The sequence below is a fragment of the Micromonospora auratinigra genome, assembly GCF_900089595.1.
Classification (GTDB): domain Bacteria; phylum Actinomycetota; class Actinomycetes; order Mycobacteriales; family Micromonosporaceae; genus Micromonospora; species Micromonospora auratinigra.
On record NZ_LT594323.1, the window covers coordinates 1,951,349 to 1,967,835 of the forward strand.

Genomic DNA, 16,487 nt, shown 5'->3' on the forward strand with positions numbered 1-16,487 from the left:
CGTAGCTGACAGTCCGGAACCCGGTCGGCGGCTAGCCTGCGGGCACCCCCAGCCCCCCGGAGGACCACATGTGCATCGAGACGGCGATCCGCGCCGACATCAGGGTGTCCGTCCAGGACCGTGCCGCACCCGACCGGGCCGCCGGTCACCTCGCCACCGGTGTCCTGGTGGACGGGGACCTGGTGCTGGTGCCCGACCCGCCGGAGCGGCTCTTCGACCCGGCGCTCGACCTGGAGGTGCTGATCTTCCCGGCCGGGCCGGCGGAGCGGCTGCCGGTCGAGGCGCCCCCGGTGTGGAAGTGGGGCCGCTTCGCCGTCGGTGACCGCGAGCCGCTGGCCGCCACCGCGAAGCTCGGCCGGCCGTCGGTGTACAGCGCCCAGATCGGTCGCGCCGACGCGGCGGCGCTCGCCGACGCCGCGGAGCGCACCGGCGGCCTCTGGGCGGCGCTGCGCGAGCAGGGGGTGCTGGTCGGGGAGGTCGACGCGGTCGACGCCGACCTGCTGCGGCGGGCCGGCGAGCTGGAGCGGGCGCAGCGGGAGCCGCGGCGCGCCGCGCACCGGTTCGACTCGACCGCGGCGCTCACCGACGGGCTCTGCATCCTGTTCTGCTTCTGCGAACCGCACGGTCCGCGATGACCGCCGTCGCCGCGCCGGCCGCCGTGCGCCGTACCCTCCCGGCCGGTCGCGACGCCGCCGTCGCGGTCGCGGTCTGGCTGCTGGACCTGGCGCTGTTCTCCACCGCCGGCTCCGACCTGGCGCACGCCGGGGCCTCCCCCGGCCTGCTGGCGCTCGCCGGGTACGCGGTGCTCGGGCCGGTGGCCCTGCTCTGGCGGCGGACCGCGCCGGTGCCGGTGTTCGGCGTGCTCTGGCTGCACGCGTTGGTCGGGGCGGCGCTGGTGTCCGGGTACCAGCCGGTGCTCGGCGCGCTGACCGCGCTGTTCGCCGTCGGGGCGTACGCGCCGGCGCGCTGGTCGTGGCTGATCGCGCCCGCGCTGGCCCCGTACCTGGTCATCGCGGCGAACGAGGCGTGGCTGGCCGGGCAGGCGGACGCGGGCCGGCGGACCGCCGTCTTCGTCGGCCTCGCCCTGGCGTACGCGCTGGTGGTCACCGGGGTGTGGGCGGCCGGCCGGTGGGCGGGCACCAGCCGGCGGCGGCTGGCCGCGGCCGAGCGGCGGCGGGTGGCCGAGGCGGCCCACGCGGTGGCCGCCGAACGGGCCCGGATCTCCCGGGAGCTGCACGACATCGTGGCCCACTCGGTGACGGTGATGGTGTTGCAGGCCGGCGGCGCGCGGCGGGTGCTGCCGACCGATCCGGCGCGGGTCGCCGACGCGCTCGGGCACATCGAGCACGCCGGCCGGCAGGCCGTCGAGGAGCTGCGCCGGATGCTCGCCGTGCTGGGCCCCGACGCGCCGGAACCCGCCGAGGCGGGACACCCGGGCGTCGCCGACGTGCCCGAGCTGGTGCGCGGGCTGCGCGGCACCGGCCTGGCGGTGGAGCTGGTGGTGGCCGGCGAGCCCCGGCCGGTGCACCCGAGCGTGGGGCTGGCCGCCTACCGGACCGTGCAGGAGGCGCTGACCAACGTCACCCGGCACGCCGGCGCGGGCGCGCGGGCCGTGGTCCGCCTGGACTGGCGGGACGACCTGCGGGTGGAGGTACGCGACGACGGTCCGGCCGGCCCCGCGCCGGCCGCCGGGCTCTCCACCGGCCACGGCCTGCTCGGGCTGCGCGAGCGGGTGACCGTGGCCGGTGGCCGGCTGGACGCCGGACCGGGGCCCGACGGCGGCTTCCGGGTGGTGGCCCGGCTCCCGCTGGCCGCCGTCGCGCGGGAGGCCGTGGCGTGATCCGGGTGCTGCTCGCCGACGACCAGCCGCTGGTCCGCTCCGGCATCGCCATGCTGCTCGCCGCCGAGGCGGACATCACCGTGGTCGGCGAGTGCGCGGACGGCGCGGCCGCGGTCGCCCTGGCCCGCGAGCTGCGTCCCGACGTGCTGCTGATGGACGTCCGGATGCCCGGCACCGACGGGGTCAGCGCCACCCGCCTGGTCGTCGGGGACGACGCCACCGCGGCGGTGCGGGTGCTGATCCTGACCACCTACCACGTGGACGAGGCGGTCCGGGCCGCGCTGCGCGCGGGTGCCTGCGGGTTCCTGCTCAAGGACGCCGCGCCGGCCGAGCTGACCATGGCGGTCCGGGCGGTCGCGGCCGGTGAGGCGTGGCTCGACCCGGCGGTGGCCCGCACCCTGCTGACCGACTTCGCCGCGCTCGGCGCGCCGCACGGGCCGGGCGACGCCGCGCTGTCCCGGCTCACCGACCGGGAACGGGAGGTGCTGGTGCAGGTGGCGCACGGCCTGTCGAACACCGAGATCGGGGAGCGGCTGCACATCGGCGAGGCGACCGTGAAGACCCACGTCGGCCGGGTGCTGACCAAGCTGGGGGTCCGCGACCGGGCGCAGGCGGTGGCCGCCGCGTACCGGGGCGGACTGATGCCACCACCGCCCTGAGCCCGGAACGCCGTACGCCGCCCCCGCCGGAGCGGGAGCGGCGTCGGTCGACCGACCGTCAGGTCATGTCGTCGTAGCGGCGCTCGATCGGCGCCGGCGCGGCGATCGGCTCGGGCGCGCCGATCGGCGCGGTGGCCTCCACCCGCCCGGACACCCCGACCGGCTCGGCGGAGAGATCCAGCGGGGACACCTCGTCGTCGGCCAGGTCGGAGTAGATCTCCTTGCCCCGGCCGCGCCGCTTGTCGTTGAGGAAGGCCACCCCCACCGCCACGAAGTAGAGCAGCGACAGCGCGGCGGCCAGCAGGGTCATCCCGAACGGCCCCGGGTCCGGCGTGGCGATCGCGGCGAACGCGAACGACACGAAGATCACCGCTCGCCACCAGCTCAGCAGCCGGCGGCCGCTGGCGACGCCGGTGAAGTTGAGCATGAGCAGGATCAGCGGGAACTCGAACGCCACCCCGAACAGCAGGATCATGTTCGTGACGAAGCCGATGTAGGCGGTGACCTCGAACTGGTTGGACAGCCCGCCGACGCCGGACTCCATCAGGAAACCGAGGCCCTTGTCGACGACGAAGTAGGCCAGCACCGCGCCGGCCGCGAAGAGCGGCGCCGCGATCGACACGAAGACGTACGCCCACTTGCGCTCGTGCCGGTGCAGGCCCGGGGCGATGAACGCCCAGAGCTGGTACAGCCAGACCGGACCACCGACGATCAGGCCGAGCCAGAGCGAGAGCTTCAGCTTCAGCACGAATCCGGTGGTCGGGGCCAGCGCCAGCAGCTTCTGGCAGTGCCCGGCCGCGTCGGTGGTGTCGGGCAGTCGGCAGTACGGCCCTCTGAGCACGTCGAACGCCGGATCCGACAGGAAGTACCCGACGATCAGCCCGACGACGATCGCCAGGGACGCCCGGAACAGGCGGGTCCGCAGCTCACGGATGTGCTCGATGAGCGTCATCGAGCCGTCGGCGGCCCGGTCGAAGGTGCTCGGGCCGCGCTTCTTCAACGCGAAGGCCACGGTGGTGGGGGCCTTTCGGGTCAGTTCTCGCGGACGCGCTGCACCGGGTCGACCGGCGGGGCGTACGGCTGCTGCTGCGGCTGCTGGGCGTACGGCTGCTGCTGCGGCGGGTACTGCTGCTGCGGGGCGCCCTGGGGCGGGAGCGGCTGGTACGCGGCCTGCGCGTCGGCCTTCTCGGCCAGGTCACGGTCGTCGTCGTGCAGGCTCTTCGTCTCGGCCTTGATGATCCGCAGCGAGCGGCCCAGCGAGCGGGCCGCGTCGGGGAGCCGCTTCGCGCCGAACAGCAGGATCAGCACGACCACGAGTACGGCGATGTGCCACGGCTTGAGGGCACCCATGGGAAGCTCCAGTCGCTCAGGTGTGGTGAGGGGTGGTCGGAGCCCATCGTACGTGCGCGCACGCGGCTTGCCACCCCGCCCGGCCCCTCGGTGCGGGCCCGGTCGGTGAAGTCTCGGACAACCGCAAGCGTCCCGTCAACCACCCGACAGGGCGCGATCGTGCGCGAATCAGGCGCGGAACGCGCACCCATCGCGCAGCGGACCGACCGCCATCGATCAGTTTCCGCGCTTGGCCTTGATCAGCTCGGTGCGCTGCTGCGCCACCAGAACCCGCTCCTGCAACGCCTCGGCCCGCTGCTGGAGCTCCTCGGCCGCCGACTGCAGCGCCAGGGCCTCGGCCTGCCGGCCCTGCAACGCCAGCGCCGCCCGGCGCAGCCGGGGCAGCCGGGCCAGCACCGGCCGGACCGCGAGGCCCAGCACGACGAACGCCACCACCACGACCCCGACCACGATCCACGTCACCACGGCGGTCAGCCTACCGGGGGACGCCCGCCACCGCCGCGTCGGCGGGGCGGACCGGTGCCGCGTACGCGTCGAGCGCGGCGACCGCCTGGGCCCGGACCTGCTCGGCCAGCTCGACCGGCGCGAGCACGGTGACGTCCGGTCCGAGCCCGAGCACGAACCGGCGGGCCCAGCCCAGGTCGGTCACCCGCAAGGAGACCAGCCACTGCTCGCCGTCGGCCGCCACCCGCTCGCACGGGTAGTACTCGGTGATCCACCGCTCGCCGCGCCCGATCCGCAGGGTGATCAGCGGCAGGTCCGGCGAGGGGCGGAACACCCCGTCGGTGAGGTCGTGCGGGCGCGCCTGCGGCGGCACCACCGCCGCCTCGGCCAGCTCGGTGACCGCGTCGATCCGGTCGGCCCGGAACAGCCGGACCGCCTCGGCCCGCCGGCACCACGCCTCCACGTACGCCCGGCCACCGACCATCAGGATCCGCAGCGGGTCGATGGTCCGCTCGGTCGTCTCGTCCCGGGCCGCCGTGTAGTAGGTGATCCGCAGCGCCCGGCCGCGCTCCACCGCGTCGCGCAGCTCGCGGACCCGGGCGGTGTCGCCGGGCAGCCGCACCTCGACCGGCGCGCCGGCCAGGTCGCCGGCCGCGCTCTCGATCTTCGCCAGGGCGCGCTCGACCGCCTCCCGGTTGGCCACCCCGGGCGTCTCCGCCAGCATCCGCAGCGCCACCACCAGGGCGAGCGCCTCGTCCGGGGTGAGCCGCAGCGGCCGGTCGATCCCGGCGTCGTAGGTGATGGTGACCCGGTCCCCGTCGAACGCCATGTCGATCAGGTCACCGGGGCCGTAACCGGGCAGCCCGCACACCCAGAGCAGCTCCAGGTCCTCCCGCAGCTGCCGCTCGGTCACCCCCAGGTCACCGGCCGCCTCGGCGATCTCGATGCCCGGGCGGGCCAGCAGGTAGGGCACCAGGTTGAGCAGCCGGGCGAGCCGGTCCGCCGAGGCGCGGCCACCCCGGGCCGCCGGGCGGGTCACCGGGCACCCCCGGAGAGCGCCAGCTCGTCGTGCCGGGCCACGATCTCCTTCAACCGTTGGATCACGGCCTCCCGCACCTCCGGCGGGTCGAGCACCCGCACGTCCGGGCCGTACCCGGTGAGCTGGCCGGCCAGGAAGTCGGCGTCGGCGTACGGCAGCACCAGCCGGTCACCGTCCGGACCGGTCGCGCACTCCAGCGCCCAGCGGCGCAGCCCGGCGGCCCGCCCCGGGGCGACCAGCACGGTGGCCCGCCCGGTCCGCTCCACCGGGCCCGACCAGCGGGCCACGTGGCTGATCAGGTCGACCCCGGCGGGCGGCTCGTAGGCCCCCGGCGCACCGGTGGCCCGGACCGCGCCGACCACCCGGGAGAGCCGGAAGCAGCGGGTCGCCGCCCGGTCCAGGTCGTGGCCGACCACGTACCAGCGGCCACGCCAGCAGACCACGCCCCACGGCTGCAACCGGCGACGCGTCGGCGCGTCGGCGTCCGGCACCCGGTAGTCGAAGCCGACCTCCCGGCGGTCCCGGGCGGCGGCGGTCAACGGGGCGAACGCCGGGTCGACCGTGACCATCGGCTCCAGCCCCAGGGTGGCCTGCGGGTCGACGTCGATCCCCGCGGCGCGCAGCTTCGCCAGCCCGGAGGAGGCGGCGGCGGCCAGGCCGGCGTGCTGCCACAGCCGGGCGGCGATGCCCACCGCGGCGGCCTCGTCCGGCTCCAGCGGGATGTCGGGCAGCGCGTACTCCCGGTGGGCGATCCGGTAACCCGGCTCGGCGTCGAAGACGCTCGCCGTCCCGGTCTCCAGGGGCACCCCGAGTTCCCGCAGCTCGGCCTTGTCCCGCTCGAACTTGCGCTGGAACGCCTCGTGGTCCTTGGCGTCGTCCGGATCGTGCTCGTAGCCGGGCACGGTCGCGGCGATCTGGGCGGCGGTCAGGAACCGTCGCGTGGACAGCAGGCAGATCACCAGGTTGACCAGGCGTTCGGTACGGGTCCGCGACACGGGTGAACGCTAGCAGCCCGGGCCGCGTGGGCGTGCACCCGCGCAGGCGTGGCACGCGCGCGTACGCGATCCGCGCCACACCGCGTGACGGCGGTCCCGCTCGCCGCGCGCCCCGCCGGAGCCGGCCATAGGGTGGGCGCATGTCGGAAGCGGAAGTCAAGACCGAGAGCGTCGGCACCGTCGTGGTGGCCGGCGCGGCGAACCTCGCGATCGCGGTCGCCAAGCTGGTCGCCGGCCTCATCTCCGGCTCGGCGGCGATGCTCTCCGAGGCCGCCCACTCCGTCGCCGACACCACCACCGAGGTGCTGCTCTACCTGGCGCTGCGGCGCGGGGCGCGCCCCGCCGACCGCCGCCACCCGTTCGGCTACGGCAAGGAGGCCTACGTCTGGGCCTTCCTCGCCGCGCTGTTCACCTTCGTCGCCGGCGCCGGCTTCGCCATCACCCACGGCGTCACCACCATCCTGGTGCACGAGCACACCGGCGACTACCTCGCCTCGTACGTGGTGCTCGCGGTGTCGTTCGCGATCGAGTCGATCTCGCTGGCCCGGGCGGTCCGGCAGGTCCGCAACGAGTCGCGCCGCTGGCGCACCACCCCGCAGCGCTTCCTGCGGCACACCGCCGACACCACCGTGAAGGCGGTCTTCCTGGAGGACAGCGCCGCCCTGATCGGCCTGCTGCTGGCCGGCGTCGGCCTCGGCCTGTCCCAGCTCACCGGCGACGAGCTCTACGACGGCATCGCCTCCATCCTGATCGGTGTGCTGCTGCTGGTGGTCGCCGCCGTGCTGGCCAAGAGCAACATCTCGCTGCTGGTCGGCCGGGCGGTGCCGGAGCGCATCCACCAGGAGATCGAGCGGGAGCTGACCGGGCTGCCCACCGTCGACCGGATCGACACGCTGATGACCATGCAGCTCGGCCCGGAGGACATCCTGGTCGCCGCCAAGGTCGACTTTCACGACGACGCCACCGGCGAGGCCATCGAGGCCGCCGCCGACGAGGCCGAGCGGCGGCTCACCACCCGCTTCCCGGAGGTCGCGTACGTCTTCCTCGACCCCACCAGCTCGATGCCCGGCGCGGACGGGCGGCGCGCCCGGCGTACCCAGGACGAGGCCGAACGGCCGGTGGACCAGCCGACCGGCGGCGCCGCCCCGTCCTGACCCACCCGGCCGCGCCCCGACCGCCCGGCGGCCGATACCGTGCCGGCATGGTGCGATGGCGGTCCGGAACGGTGGCGGCGGTACGGCGGCGGTGGGCCGGCGCGGCGGAACTCGACGTCGACCTCGCCGACGGGGGCCGGATGCGGGCCCTGGCCTATCCGGCGCTGGTCGGCGACCCGCAGCCCGGCGACCGGGTGCTGCTCAACGCCGGCGCGCTGCTGATGGGCCTCGGCACCGGCGGGTACGCCCTGGTCGTCGCCCTACCCGACCGGCTGCCCGCCGACCCGCCGCAGGCCGGCGACACCCGCGACGCCGGGCACCTGGTCAAGGCCCGCTACACCCCGCTGCAACCGATCCTGCTCGGCGTCGACGAAGAGGCCTCCCCGCACCACGAGCTGCTGGCCGGCGCGGAGAGCCTGGACGCGATGCCGGTGGTCACCGCCGACCTGCACTCCGCGCTGCCGGCGATCCTCGCCGGGATCCACGCCGACGCCCCCCAGGCCCGGGTCGCGTACCTGCTGACCGACGGCGGCGCGCTGCCCGCCTGGTTCTCCCGCACCCTCGCCGGGCTCGCCGGACACCTCGCCGGCACCGTCACCGTCGGCCAGGCGTTCGGCGGGGACCTGGAGGCCAGCACCCTGCACAGCGGGCTGCTCGCCGCCCGGCACGTGCTCCGCGCCGACCTGGCGATCGTCGCCCAGGGCCCCGGCAACCTCGGCACCGGCACCCGCTGGGGGTTCTCCGGGGTGGCCGTCGGGGAGGCGGTCAACGCCGTCGCCGTCCTGGGCGGCCGGCCCGTCGGGTCGCTGCGCGTCTCCGACGCCGACCCGCGCCCCCGGCACCGCGGCGTGTCGCACCACAGCCTCACCGCGTACGGCCGGGTCGCGCTCGCCCCGGCCGAGCTGGTGGTGCCGGACGGCCTGGACGCGGCGCTGGCCGCCGAGGTGGCCGCGGCGCTGGCCCCGCTGGCCAGCCGGCACCGGATCGTCACCGTGCCCACCGACGGCCTGGACGCCGCGCTGCGGGCCAGCCCGGTGGGGCTGTCCACGATGGGCCGCGGCCTCGACGCCGACCACGCCTACTTCCTGACCGCGGCCGTCGCCGGCCGGTACGCGGCCCGCCTGCTCGGCTGAGGTCGACGCCGGTCAGCTCGTCCCGTAGCCGTGCTCGACGATGCGCACCGCGGCCGTCTCGTACAGCTGCGGGTCCTGCGGCGCCCAGGTGCCCAGCCCGTCCACGTAGCGGTTGAACATGCAGAACGCGGCGGCGATCAACACCGTGTCGTGGATCTCCAGGTCGGTGGCGCCCTGCGCCCGGGCCGCCTCCACCAGCTCGGTGGTGACCTCCCGGCCGTCGCGCCGCACCGCGGCGGCGATCTCCAGCAGCGCTCGCAGCTTCCCGCTCACCGGCGCGGTCGGCAGGTCCCGGCGCACCTGCTCGACCAGGGTCATGCCGGTGGGCAGCTGGGCGGCGGCGAACGCCGAGTGCGACGCGCAGCAGAACACGCACTCGTTCAGACCCGAGACGTACGCCGCGATCAGCTCCCGCTCCCCCGGGCTCAGGGTCGGGTGCGGGGCCCGCAGCAGCGCCTCCGCCAGCGCGTTCAGCGGCTTCGCGGTCTCCGGCCGGAACCGCATCGGCCCGTTGATCCCGGGGTGGGCCTTCTCGTCCAGGCCGAGGTCGATGTGTGCCATGCCGTCACCCTCCCGTACCCGCGCCGGCCGGAGCCGGCGGCGTCGAAGCCGGTCGATGTGAAGACTCTGCCGGAGCGGGCCGGGAAGGGGCAATCTCCGAGCTTGCTCGGTTCGCGGCAGCGGCCCGGCGGCTCGAACGGTGGCGGCTCGGACGGCGGCAGCGCCGCTCAGCCGACCAGGAAGATCAGCGCCAGCCAGCCGACCACGATGACGACCAGCACCGCCGCCAGCACCCAGGTCGGCACCGTGTACTCGCCACGCCGGTTCCGGTCGATCTCGGCGCGGATCTTCTCCCGGCGCCGGTCGATCCAGTTGAGCTTCTCGGTGCCGCCGTCGCGGCCCGGACGCGCGCCGCGGTCGCGGTCGGAGGGTTCGGAAGTGTTCATCGCGGAGCCAGCGTACCGGTGCCCCGGCGGCCGGTGCTGGGCACCGGCCGCCGGCACCGTCACATGCTGGCGATCAACCGCTCCACCCGCTCGTCGTACGCCCGGAACGGGTCCTTGCACAGCACCGTGCGCTGCGCCTGGTCGTTCAGCTTCAGGTGCACCCAGTCGACGGTGAAGTCGCGCCGCTTCTCCTGCGCGTGCCGGATGAACTCGCCGCGCAACCGGGCCCGGGTGGTCTGCGGCGGAGTCTCCTTCGCCTCGAAGATCTCCGGGTCGGTGGCCACCCGGTCCACCTCGCCCCGACGCTCCAACAGCCCGTACAGGCCCCGCCCACGACGCAGGTCGTGGTACGCCAGGTCCATCTGCGCCACCCGCGGGTGCGACAGTGGCAGGTCGTGCTTGCGCTGGTACCGCTCGATCAGCTTCAGCTTGGACACCCAGTCGATCTCCCGGGCCACCGGGTCCAGGTCGCCGGTCTCCACCGCCCGCAGCACCCGGGCCCAGAGGTCCACCACCCGCTTCGCGGTCTGGTCACCGCCCCGGCGCTCCACGAACTCCGTCGCCTTGGCCAGGTATTCCTGCTGGATCTCCAGCGCGCTGACCTCCTTGCCGGAGGCCAGCCGCACCTTGCGCCGGCCGGTGATGTCGTGCGACACCTCGCGGATCGCCCGGATCGGGTTCTCCAGCGTCAGGTCCCGCATCACCACCCCGGCCTCGATCATCCGCAGCACGATGTCCGCGGTGCCGACCTTCAGCAGCGTGGTGACCTCGTTCATGTTCGAGTCACCGACGATCACGTGCAGCCGGCGGTACCGCTCCGCGTCCGCGTGCGGCTCGTCGCGGGTGTTGATGATCGGGCGGCTCCGGGTGGTCGCCGACGAGACCCCCTCCCAGATGTGCTCCGCCCGCTGGGACAGGCAGTAGACCGCCCCCCGGGGCGTCTGCAGCACCTTGCCCGCGCCGCAGATCAACTGCCGGGTGACCAGGAACGGAATGAGCACGTCGGCCAGGCGACCGAACTCGCCGTGCCGGGACACCAGGTAGTTCTCGTGGCAGCCGTACGAGTTGCCGGCCGAGTCGGTGTTGTTCTTGAACAGGTAGATCTCACCCGCGATGCCCTCGTCGTGCAGCCGCTTCTCCGCGTCGACGAGCAGCCCCTCCAGGATCCGCTCCCCCGCCCGGTCGTGCGCCACCAGGTCGGTCACCGAGTCGCACTCCGGCGTGGCGTACTCCGGGTGCGAACCGACGTCCAGGTAGAGGCGCGCGCCGTTGCGCAGGAACACGTTGCTCGACCGGCCCCACGAGACCACCCGTCGGAACAGGTACCGCGCGACCTCGTCGGGGGACAGTCGACGTTGCCCGCGATAGGTGCAGGTGACGCCGTACTCGGTCTCGAGGCCGAAGATTCGCCGCTCCATGATGTGACATTAGCCGCCCGGAGCACCAGATGGGCAGCGCTCAACCCAGCGGTCTCACCCGCACCCTCCCCGGCAGCCTCCGGGCATCCCACCGCACGCACGTCCCACGACCCGGTACGGTCGGCCACCGTGAGGATCCTCGTCACCGGCGGCGCCGGCTTCATCGGCTCCGCCTACGTCCGCCGCCTGCTCACCGGGGCCGAACCGGAGCTGGCGGTCGACACCGTCACCGTCCTCGACGCCTACACCTACGCCGGCACCGAGGGCGCCCTCGACCCGGTCCGCGCCGACCCCCGGCTCCGGATCGTCCGCGGTGACGTCCGCGACGCCGCGCTCGTCGACGCCACGGTCGCCGGGCACGACACCGTCGTGCACTTCGCCGCCGAATCCCACGTGGACCGCTCCATCACCGGCGCCGCCGACTTCGTCACCACCAACGTCGTCGGCACCCAGACCCTGCTCGACGCCGCCCTGCGCCACGGCGTCCGCCGCTACCTGCAGGTCTCCACCGACGAGGTGTACGGCTCCATCGCCACCGGCGCGTGGACCGAACGGGCACCGCTGGCTCCCAGCAGCCCGTACTCGGCCAGCAAGGCCGCCGGTGACCTGCTCGCGCTCGCCCAGCACCGCACCCACGGCCTCGACGTCGTGGTCACCCGGGGGGCCAACACCTACGGCCCGTACCAGTACCCCGAGAAGATCGTGCCGCGCTTCGTCACCAACCTGCTCGACGGGCACGACGTGCCGCTCTACGGCGACGGCGGCAACGTCCGCGACTGGCTGCACGTCGACGACCACTGCCACGGCATCGCCCTCGCCCAGGCCCACGGCCGGCCCGGCCGCGTCTACCACCTCGGCGGCGGCGCCGAACTGACCAACCGGGAACTCACCGCCCGGCTCCTCGACGCCTGCGACGCCAGCTGGGACCGGGTCCGCCCGGTCGCCGACCGCAAGGGCCACGACCGCCGGTACGCCCTCGACTGCGCCACCACCCACCGGGAGCTGGGTTGGACCCCCACCGTCGACCTCGACCACGGCCTCGCCGCCACCGTCGACTGGTACCGCGCCCACCGGGCCTGGTGGGAGCCGCTCACCCCGCCCCGCTGACACCGGGCCGTCGTCGCCACCGGACGGGCCCGGCGCCGGGTCGGCGAGGCGGCAGCGGGCAGCCGCCACCTCGCCCCCGCCACGTCACTCGCCGGGCTGCTCCTGCTGCCCCTCCAGATCGGCCGAACCGGCCGACGTGGTCGGCTTGCCCGCCTCCTCGGTGGGCACCGTGGGGGTCTTCGCCCGACCCGAGGCGGGCGCGGTGTCCGCGGCCGCGTCGCCCTCCAGCAGCGCCGTCAGCGCCGCCCCGGTGATCCGCCGGAACGTCCGACCCTTGCGGCGACGGTCCAGCACCGCCACCTCCAGCTGGTGGGCGGCGATCGTCCGGGCCGCCCCGCCCTCGCCACCGACACTGGCCAGCGCCTTCACCGCGGCGCGGACCGCCTCCGACAGCGACATCTCCGGACGGTGCTCGTTCTTCAGCACCCCGGAGATCGACTCCGCCTGGCCGCCCATCGCCATCCGGCCCGGCTCGTCGTTCACCGACCCGTCGTAGGTCAGCCGGTAGAGCGCGTCGTCGTCCGGCGTCTGGCCCACCTCCGCCACACAGATCTCCACCTCGAACGGCTTCGACTGCTCGGTGAAGATCGCGCCCAGCGTCTGCGCGAACGCGTTCGCCAGGGCCAGGCCGGTCACGTCCCGCCGGTCGTAGCTCAGCCCGTTCAGGTCGGCCATCCGCACCCCGGCGCGGCGCAGGTTCTCGAACTCGTTGTACCGGCCGACCGCGGCGAAGCCGATCCGGTCGTAGATCTCACTGACCTTGTGCAGGGTGCTGGACAGGTTCTCCGCGACGAAGAGCACCCCGCCCTCGTAGCTCAGGACCACCGCGCTGCGGCCCCGGGCGATGCCCTTGCGGGCCAGCTCGGAGCGGTCGCGCATGATCTGCTCGGGCGAGGCGTAGAACTGCATGGCCACGGCGGCGGTTCTCCTTCGGGCGCTGTGCTGGGGACTGCTGAGGATCGGGTGGCGGCGGGCTCAGCCGCCGGGGTTCTCCATCCGGCCGGACACGACGCTCTCCGCGACGGCCGCCGTCTCCGCGTCGGTGAGCCGGTGCGTGCCCTCCGCCGTCGCCGTCATCACCACCGGGTAGATCCGGCGGGTCAGGTCCGGCCCGCCGGTCGCGGTGTCGTCGTCGGCCGCGTCGTAGAGCGCCTCGACCGCCAGCCGCACCGCGTCGTCGATGGACAGACCCGCGCGGAACCGCTTCTTCAGCGCCGACTTCGCGAACAGCGAGCCGGAGCCGATCGCGTCGTAGCCGGTCTCCTCGTACGGGCCGCCGGTCACGTCGAAGCTGAAGATCCGGCCGGCCCGGGCCGGGTCGCTCGCCGCCAGGTCGAAGCCGGCGAAGAGCGGGATCACCGCCAGCCCCTGCATGGCCGCGCCCAGGTTGCCCCGGATCATCGAGGCCAGCCGGTTGGCCTTGCCGTCGAGCGAGAGCATCGCGCCCTCGATCTTCTCGTAGTGCTCCAACTCCACCTGGAACAGTCGCATCAGCTCGATGCCGATGCCGGCGGTGCCCGCGATGCCAACCAGCGAGTACGCGTCGGCCGGGTGCACCTTCTCGATGTCGCGCTGAGCGATCAGGTTGCCCATCGTGGCGCGCCGGTCGCCGGCCATCACCACGCCGCCGGCGGCCGAGATGGCCACGATGGTGGTCGCGTGCGGCGCCATGTCGGCGGCCATGCCGGGCGGCAGCGGCCGCCGGCCGGGCAGCATCTCCGGAGCCACCCTGCTCAGGAACGCGGTGAAGGAGGACGTCCCCGCGTTGGTGAACACATCTGGAAGACGCCCGGATGGATCAAAACCCGCTGCCACGTGGTTCCTCTCAGGTACGTGATCGCCCTGGCCAGCCTCACCGGATCGTCCCGGAACTGCCCAAGGCCGCCGTTGCAGTTGAAGCAGAGTATCCCGCGCACCCAACCGGTGCGATGATCGTGGTCCAGATGTTGCGGCTCGGGGGAGCCGCAGATCGCGCAGACGCCGCCCTGCTCGGCGAGGAGCTCCTGGAACTCCTTCTCCCCGACCCCGTAGCGGCGGCGCAGGTGGTACTCCCGAAACCCGCCGTGCAACCGGAGCTTGCTCTCCTTGCCCTTCTCGTTGTGGCAAGGCTTGCAGTATCGGCCATACCCGCCCCGGCCCGATCGGTTGCGCGGAAAGTCGTCGAGCGGCTTGGTCTCACCGCACGTCGGGCAGCGGCGGTGGCCGTCCGGCACCGCCGGCAGCTCGCGCACCTCCCGGCCGTGCTTCTCCTTCAGCCGCTTGGCGTAGCTCGCCTTCGAGCGCAGGTTGAAGCACGGCTTGCAGTAGCTGCCGCGACCGTCCGGCCGACGGCTGTTCGCACAGAACTCATCGAGCGGCTTCCACTCGTCGCAGTCTCGGCAACGACGGCGTCCGTCTCGATCGTCAAGAGCTCGAGACATGTACGATTTGCCCAGCTATACCCTATTCACCCCCTTTCTGCACATAGCCCCTCACGAACTCCTCGGCGTTCTCCTCCAGGACGGAGTCGATCTCGTCGAGCAGGTCGTCGACGTCCTCGGTGATCTCGGCGTGCCGCTCGGCAACCTCGGGGTTGGCCTGCGCGGTGACCTCGTCGATCTCCTCGTGCGATTTGCCGGACTGGGTCTGCCCGCCTTCTTGCGCCGCCATGGTGGTGCCTCCTCCACGATCGCCTGCGATCAACTTACCTCGCGGGAGCGACGAAAGGCCCGTCGCGCGCCGGGTTCCTCGGCGTACGACGGGCCTTCGTTCACGTTCGTGGCGGGGTCAGCCGCCGGTCAGCATCTCCAGCAGGTCCTTGGCGCTGGCGCAGCGGTCGAAGAGCGCCCCGACGTGCGCCCGGGTGCCCCGCTCGGGTTCCATCATCGGCACCCGGACCAGCGACTCGCGACCGACGTCGAAGATGACCGAGTCCCAGCTCGCCGCGACCACCTCGGAGGCGTACCGGTCCAGGCAGCGGCCACGGAAGTAGGCCCGGGTGTCCTCCGGCGGCTCGGTCATCGCGGTGCGGGTCTGCTCCTCGGTCAGCAGGGTCTTCATCGAGCCCCGGGAGACCAGCCGGTGGTACAGCCCCTTCTCCGGTCGCACGTCCGAGTACTGGAGGTCGACCAGCTGGAGCTTGTGCGAGCCCCAGGCCAGCTTCTCCCGCTCCCGGTAGCCCTCCAGCAGCCGCAGCTTCGCCACCCAGTCCAGCTCGTCGGCGCAGAGGAAGGCGTCCCGGCCGAGCCGGTCCAGCACGCTCTCCCAGCGGTCGAGCACGTCGGCGGTCTGCGCGTCGACGTCGCTGCCGTACCGGTCGTCCACGAAGGACCGGACCCGCTCCAGGTACGCCCACTGCACGTCGAGGGCGGTGAGCCGGCGGCCGTCGCGCATCCGCATCCGGTGGGTGAGCGACGGGTCGTGGCTGACCGCGCGCAGCTCGGCCACGGGGTCGGCGATGCCGAGGTCCGCGCCGAGCGCCTTCTCCTCGATCATGGTGAGGATCAGCGCGGTGGTGCCGACCTTGAGGTAGGTGGAGATCTCGGAGAGGTTGGCGTCGCCGATGATGACGTGCAGCCGGCGGTACTTGTCGGCGTCCGCGTGCGGCTCGTCGCGGGTGTTGATGATCGGCCGCTTGAGGGTGGTCTCCAGTCCCACCTCGACCTCGAAGAAGTCGGCCCGCTGGGAGATCTGGAAGCCGGCCTGGCCGCCGTCCTGGCCGATGCCGACCCGGCCGGCCCCGCAGACGATCTGCCGGGTGACGAAGAACGGCGTCAGGTACGCCACGATGTCGGCGAACGGCGTCTGCCGGCGCATCAGGTAGTTCTCGTGGGCGCCGTAGCTGGCGCCCTTGTTGTCGGTGTTGTTCTTGTAGAGGTGGATCGGGTGGGTGCCCGGGATGGTGGCGGCCCGGCGGGACGCCTCGGCCATCACCCGCTCCCCGGCCTTGTCCCAGCGCACCACGTCCAGGGGGTTGGTGACCTCGGGGGTGGAGTATTCCGGGTGGGCGTGGTCGACGTAGAGCCGCGCCCCGTTGGTGAGTATGACGTTGGCCAGCCCCAGGTCCTCGTCGGCGAGCGCCTCGGCGGGGTCGTACGCGGCACCGGAGTAGGTGAAGCCGCGGGCGTCGCGCAGGGGCGACTCCTCCTCGTAGTCCCAGCGCGCCCGGCCGCCCCGGTTGAGTTCCGGCCGCGCGCCGTAGGCGTTGACCACCTGCGAGGAGGTGACCATCGGGTTGGCTCCGGCCTGGCCGGGCACGGAGATGCCGTACTCGACCTCGGTGCCCATGATCCGTCTTACGCTCATCGACTGCCCGCTCCCGCTCGCCCGTCCCGGTCCCCCGTCACGTCGAGCGTAGTCGCCGTCACGCGGGAAGGGGGCATGGCGGGACCGGGGTGTGCGGTGTGGCGGATCGCCCGGTAC

The 16,487-nt window shown here is 73.8% G+C and carries 19 protein-coding genes; 6 read left to right on the forward strand and 13 right to left on the reverse strand.

Annotated features, from left to right (window positions below; genetic code table 11):
• Positions 1 to 68: 68 nt before the first annotated feature.
• Genes GA0070611_RS08925 through GA0070611_RS08935 form a run of 3 tightly spaced genes read left to right on the forward strand, consistent with a single transcriptional unit; the run spans position 69 to position 2,499 of the window.
• Positions 69 to 635, forward strand: coding sequence for a hypothetical protein (locus tag GA0070611_RS08925; protein ID WP_091660680.1), 567 nt, complete (start codon positions 69 to 71; stop codon positions 633 to 635).
• Positions 632 to 1,840 carry a sensor histidine kinase gene (locus tag GA0070611_RS08930; RefSeq protein WP_091660685.1) on the forward strand — a complete coding sequence of 403 codons (1,209 nt, stop codon included), beginning with the start codon at positions 632 to 634 and terminating at the stop codon, positions 1,838 to 1,840. Before GA0070611_RS08925 ends, GA0070611_RS08930 begins: the two co-directional genes overlap by 4 nt.
• Complete coding sequence (locus tag GA0070611_RS08935; protein ID WP_091660689.1) at positions 1,837 to 2,499, forward strand: response regulator; 663 nt, start codon at positions 1,837 to 1,839, stop codon at positions 2,497 to 2,499. Before GA0070611_RS08930 ends, GA0070611_RS08935 begins: the two co-directional genes overlap by 4 nt.
• Positions 2,500 to 2,557: 58 nt before the next feature.
• Here GA0070611_RS08935 and tatC read toward each other — a convergent pair whose 3' ends face one another.
• The 5 genes from tatC to GA0070611_RS08960 all read right to left on the reverse strand — a co-directional run bounded on the left by tatC (position 2,558) and on the right by GA0070611_RS08960 (position 6,327).
• The gene (tatC, locus tag GA0070611_RS08940) at positions 2,558 to 3,511 is read right to left on the reverse strand and encodes a twin-arginine translocase subunit TatC (protein WP_091660693.1); all 954 of its coding nucleotides are present in this window, start codon (positions 3,509 to 3,511) and stop codon (positions 2,558 to 2,560) included.
• 20 nt (positions 3,512 to 3,531) lie between these two features.
• Positions 3,532 to 3,849 carry a Sec-independent protein translocase subunit TatA gene (gene tatA / locus GA0070611_RS08945; protein ID WP_091660699.1) on the reverse strand — a complete coding sequence of 106 codons (318 nt, stop codon included), beginning with the start codon at positions 3,847 to 3,849 and terminating at the stop codon, positions 3,532 to 3,534.
• A gap of 216 nt (positions 3,850 to 4,065) precedes the next feature.
• Complete coding sequence (locus tag GA0070611_RS08950; RefSeq protein WP_091660704.1) at positions 4,066 to 4,314, reverse strand: hypothetical protein; 249 nt, start codon at positions 4,312 to 4,314, stop codon at positions 4,066 to 4,068.
• Positions 4,315 to 4,324: 10 nt separating this feature from the next.
• On the reverse strand, positions 4,325 to 5,332 hold the full coding sequence (locus tag GA0070611_RS08955; protein ID WP_091660707.1) for a helix-turn-helix transcriptional regulator: 1,008 nt from the start codon (positions 5,330 to 5,332) through the stop codon (positions 4,325 to 4,327).
• On the reverse strand, positions 5,329 to 6,327 hold the full coding sequence (locus tag GA0070611_RS08960) for a helix-turn-helix transcriptional regulator (protein ID WP_091660710.1): 999 nt from the start codon (positions 6,325 to 6,327) through the stop codon (positions 5,329 to 5,331). The genes GA0070611_RS08955 and GA0070611_RS08960 overlap by 4 nt, the downstream gene beginning before the upstream one ends.
• A 140-nt stretch (positions 6,328 to 6,467) precedes the next feature.
• Between GA0070611_RS08960 and GA0070611_RS08965 the strand changes: the two genes are divergently transcribed.
• Positions 6,468 to 7,481: a cation diffusion facilitator family transporter gene (locus tag GA0070611_RS08965; protein WP_091660714.1), complete on the forward strand. Its 1,014-nt coding sequence runs from the start codon at positions 6,468 to 6,470 to the stop codon at positions 7,479 to 7,481.
• 47 nt (positions 7,482 to 7,528) lie between these two features.
• Entirely contained in the window at positions 7,529 to 8,614 is a 1,086-nt protein-coding gene (locus tag GA0070611_RS08970; protein WP_091660719.1) for a DUF3866 family protein, read from the forward strand.
• Between the two features lie 12 nt (positions 8,615 to 8,626).
• On the opposite strand, the gene GA0070611_RS08975 is transcribed toward GA0070611_RS08970, so the two are convergent.
• From GA0070611_RS08975 to pafA, 3 genes are all read right to left on the reverse strand, one after another.
• Positions 8,627 to 9,175 (reverse strand): carboxymuconolactone decarboxylase family protein, encoded by a 549-nt coding sequence (locus GA0070611_RS08975; RefSeq protein ID WP_091660722.1) that lies wholly within the window; start codon positions 9,173 to 9,175, stop codon positions 8,627 to 8,629.
• 167 nt (positions 9,176 to 9,342) lie between these two features.
• Positions 9,343 to 9,561, reverse strand: a complete 219-nt coding sequence (locus GA0070611_RS08980) for a hypothetical protein (RefSeq protein ID WP_091672691.1) — start codon at positions 9,559 to 9,561, stop codon at positions 9,343 to 9,345.
• Positions 9,562 to 9,620: 59 nt separating this feature from the next.
• Positions 9,621 to 10,979 carry a Pup--protein ligase gene (pafA, locus tag GA0070611_RS08985; protein ID WP_091660727.1) on the reverse strand — a complete coding sequence of 453 codons (1,359 nt, stop codon included), beginning with the start codon at positions 10,977 to 10,979 and terminating at the stop codon, positions 9,621 to 9,623.
• Between the two features lie 129 nt (positions 10,980 to 11,108).
• On the opposite strand from pafA, the gene rfbB reads away from it, so the two are divergent.
• Positions 11,109 to 12,086 (forward strand): dTDP-glucose 4,6-dehydratase, encoded by a 978-nt coding sequence (gene rfbB, locus GA0070611_RS08990; RefSeq protein ID WP_091660730.1) that lies wholly within the window; start codon positions 11,109 to 11,111, stop codon positions 12,084 to 12,086.
• Between the two features lie 84 nt (positions 12,087 to 12,170).
• Here the strand turns inward: rfbB and prcA are convergent, their stop codons facing one another.
• From prcA to dop, 5 genes are all read right to left on the reverse strand, one after another.
• Entirely contained in the window at positions 12,171 to 13,001 is an 831-nt protein-coding gene (prcA, locus tag GA0070611_RS08995; protein WP_091660732.1) for a proteasome subunit alpha, read from the reverse strand.
• 60 nt (positions 13,002 to 13,061) lie between these two features.
• A complete protein-coding gene (gene prcB / locus GA0070611_RS09000; RefSeq protein ID WP_197675888.1) occupies positions 13,062 to 13,901 on the reverse strand; it encodes a proteasome subunit beta in 840 nt (279 codons plus the stop codon).
• Positions 13,820 to 14,506, reverse strand: a complete 687-nt coding sequence (locus GA0070611_RS09005) for an endonuclease VII domain-containing protein (protein WP_167604414.1) — start codon at positions 14,504 to 14,506, stop codon at positions 13,820 to 13,822. The genes prcB and GA0070611_RS09005 overlap by 82 nt, the downstream gene beginning before the upstream one ends.
• A gap of 22 nt (positions 14,507 to 14,528) precedes the next feature.
• On the reverse strand, positions 14,529 to 14,735 hold the full coding sequence (locus tag GA0070611_RS09010) for a ubiquitin-like protein Pup (protein ID WP_091660738.1): 207 nt from the start codon (positions 14,733 to 14,735) through the stop codon (positions 14,529 to 14,531).
• 117 nt (positions 14,736 to 14,852) lie between these two features.
• Positions 14,853 to 16,370 carry a depupylase/deamidase Dop gene (gene dop / locus GA0070611_RS09015; protein ID WP_091660741.1) on the reverse strand — a complete coding sequence of 506 codons (1,518 nt, stop codon included), beginning with the start codon at positions 16,368 to 16,370 and terminating at the stop codon, positions 14,853 to 14,855.
• Positions 16,371 to 16,487: the final 117 nt, after the last annotated feature.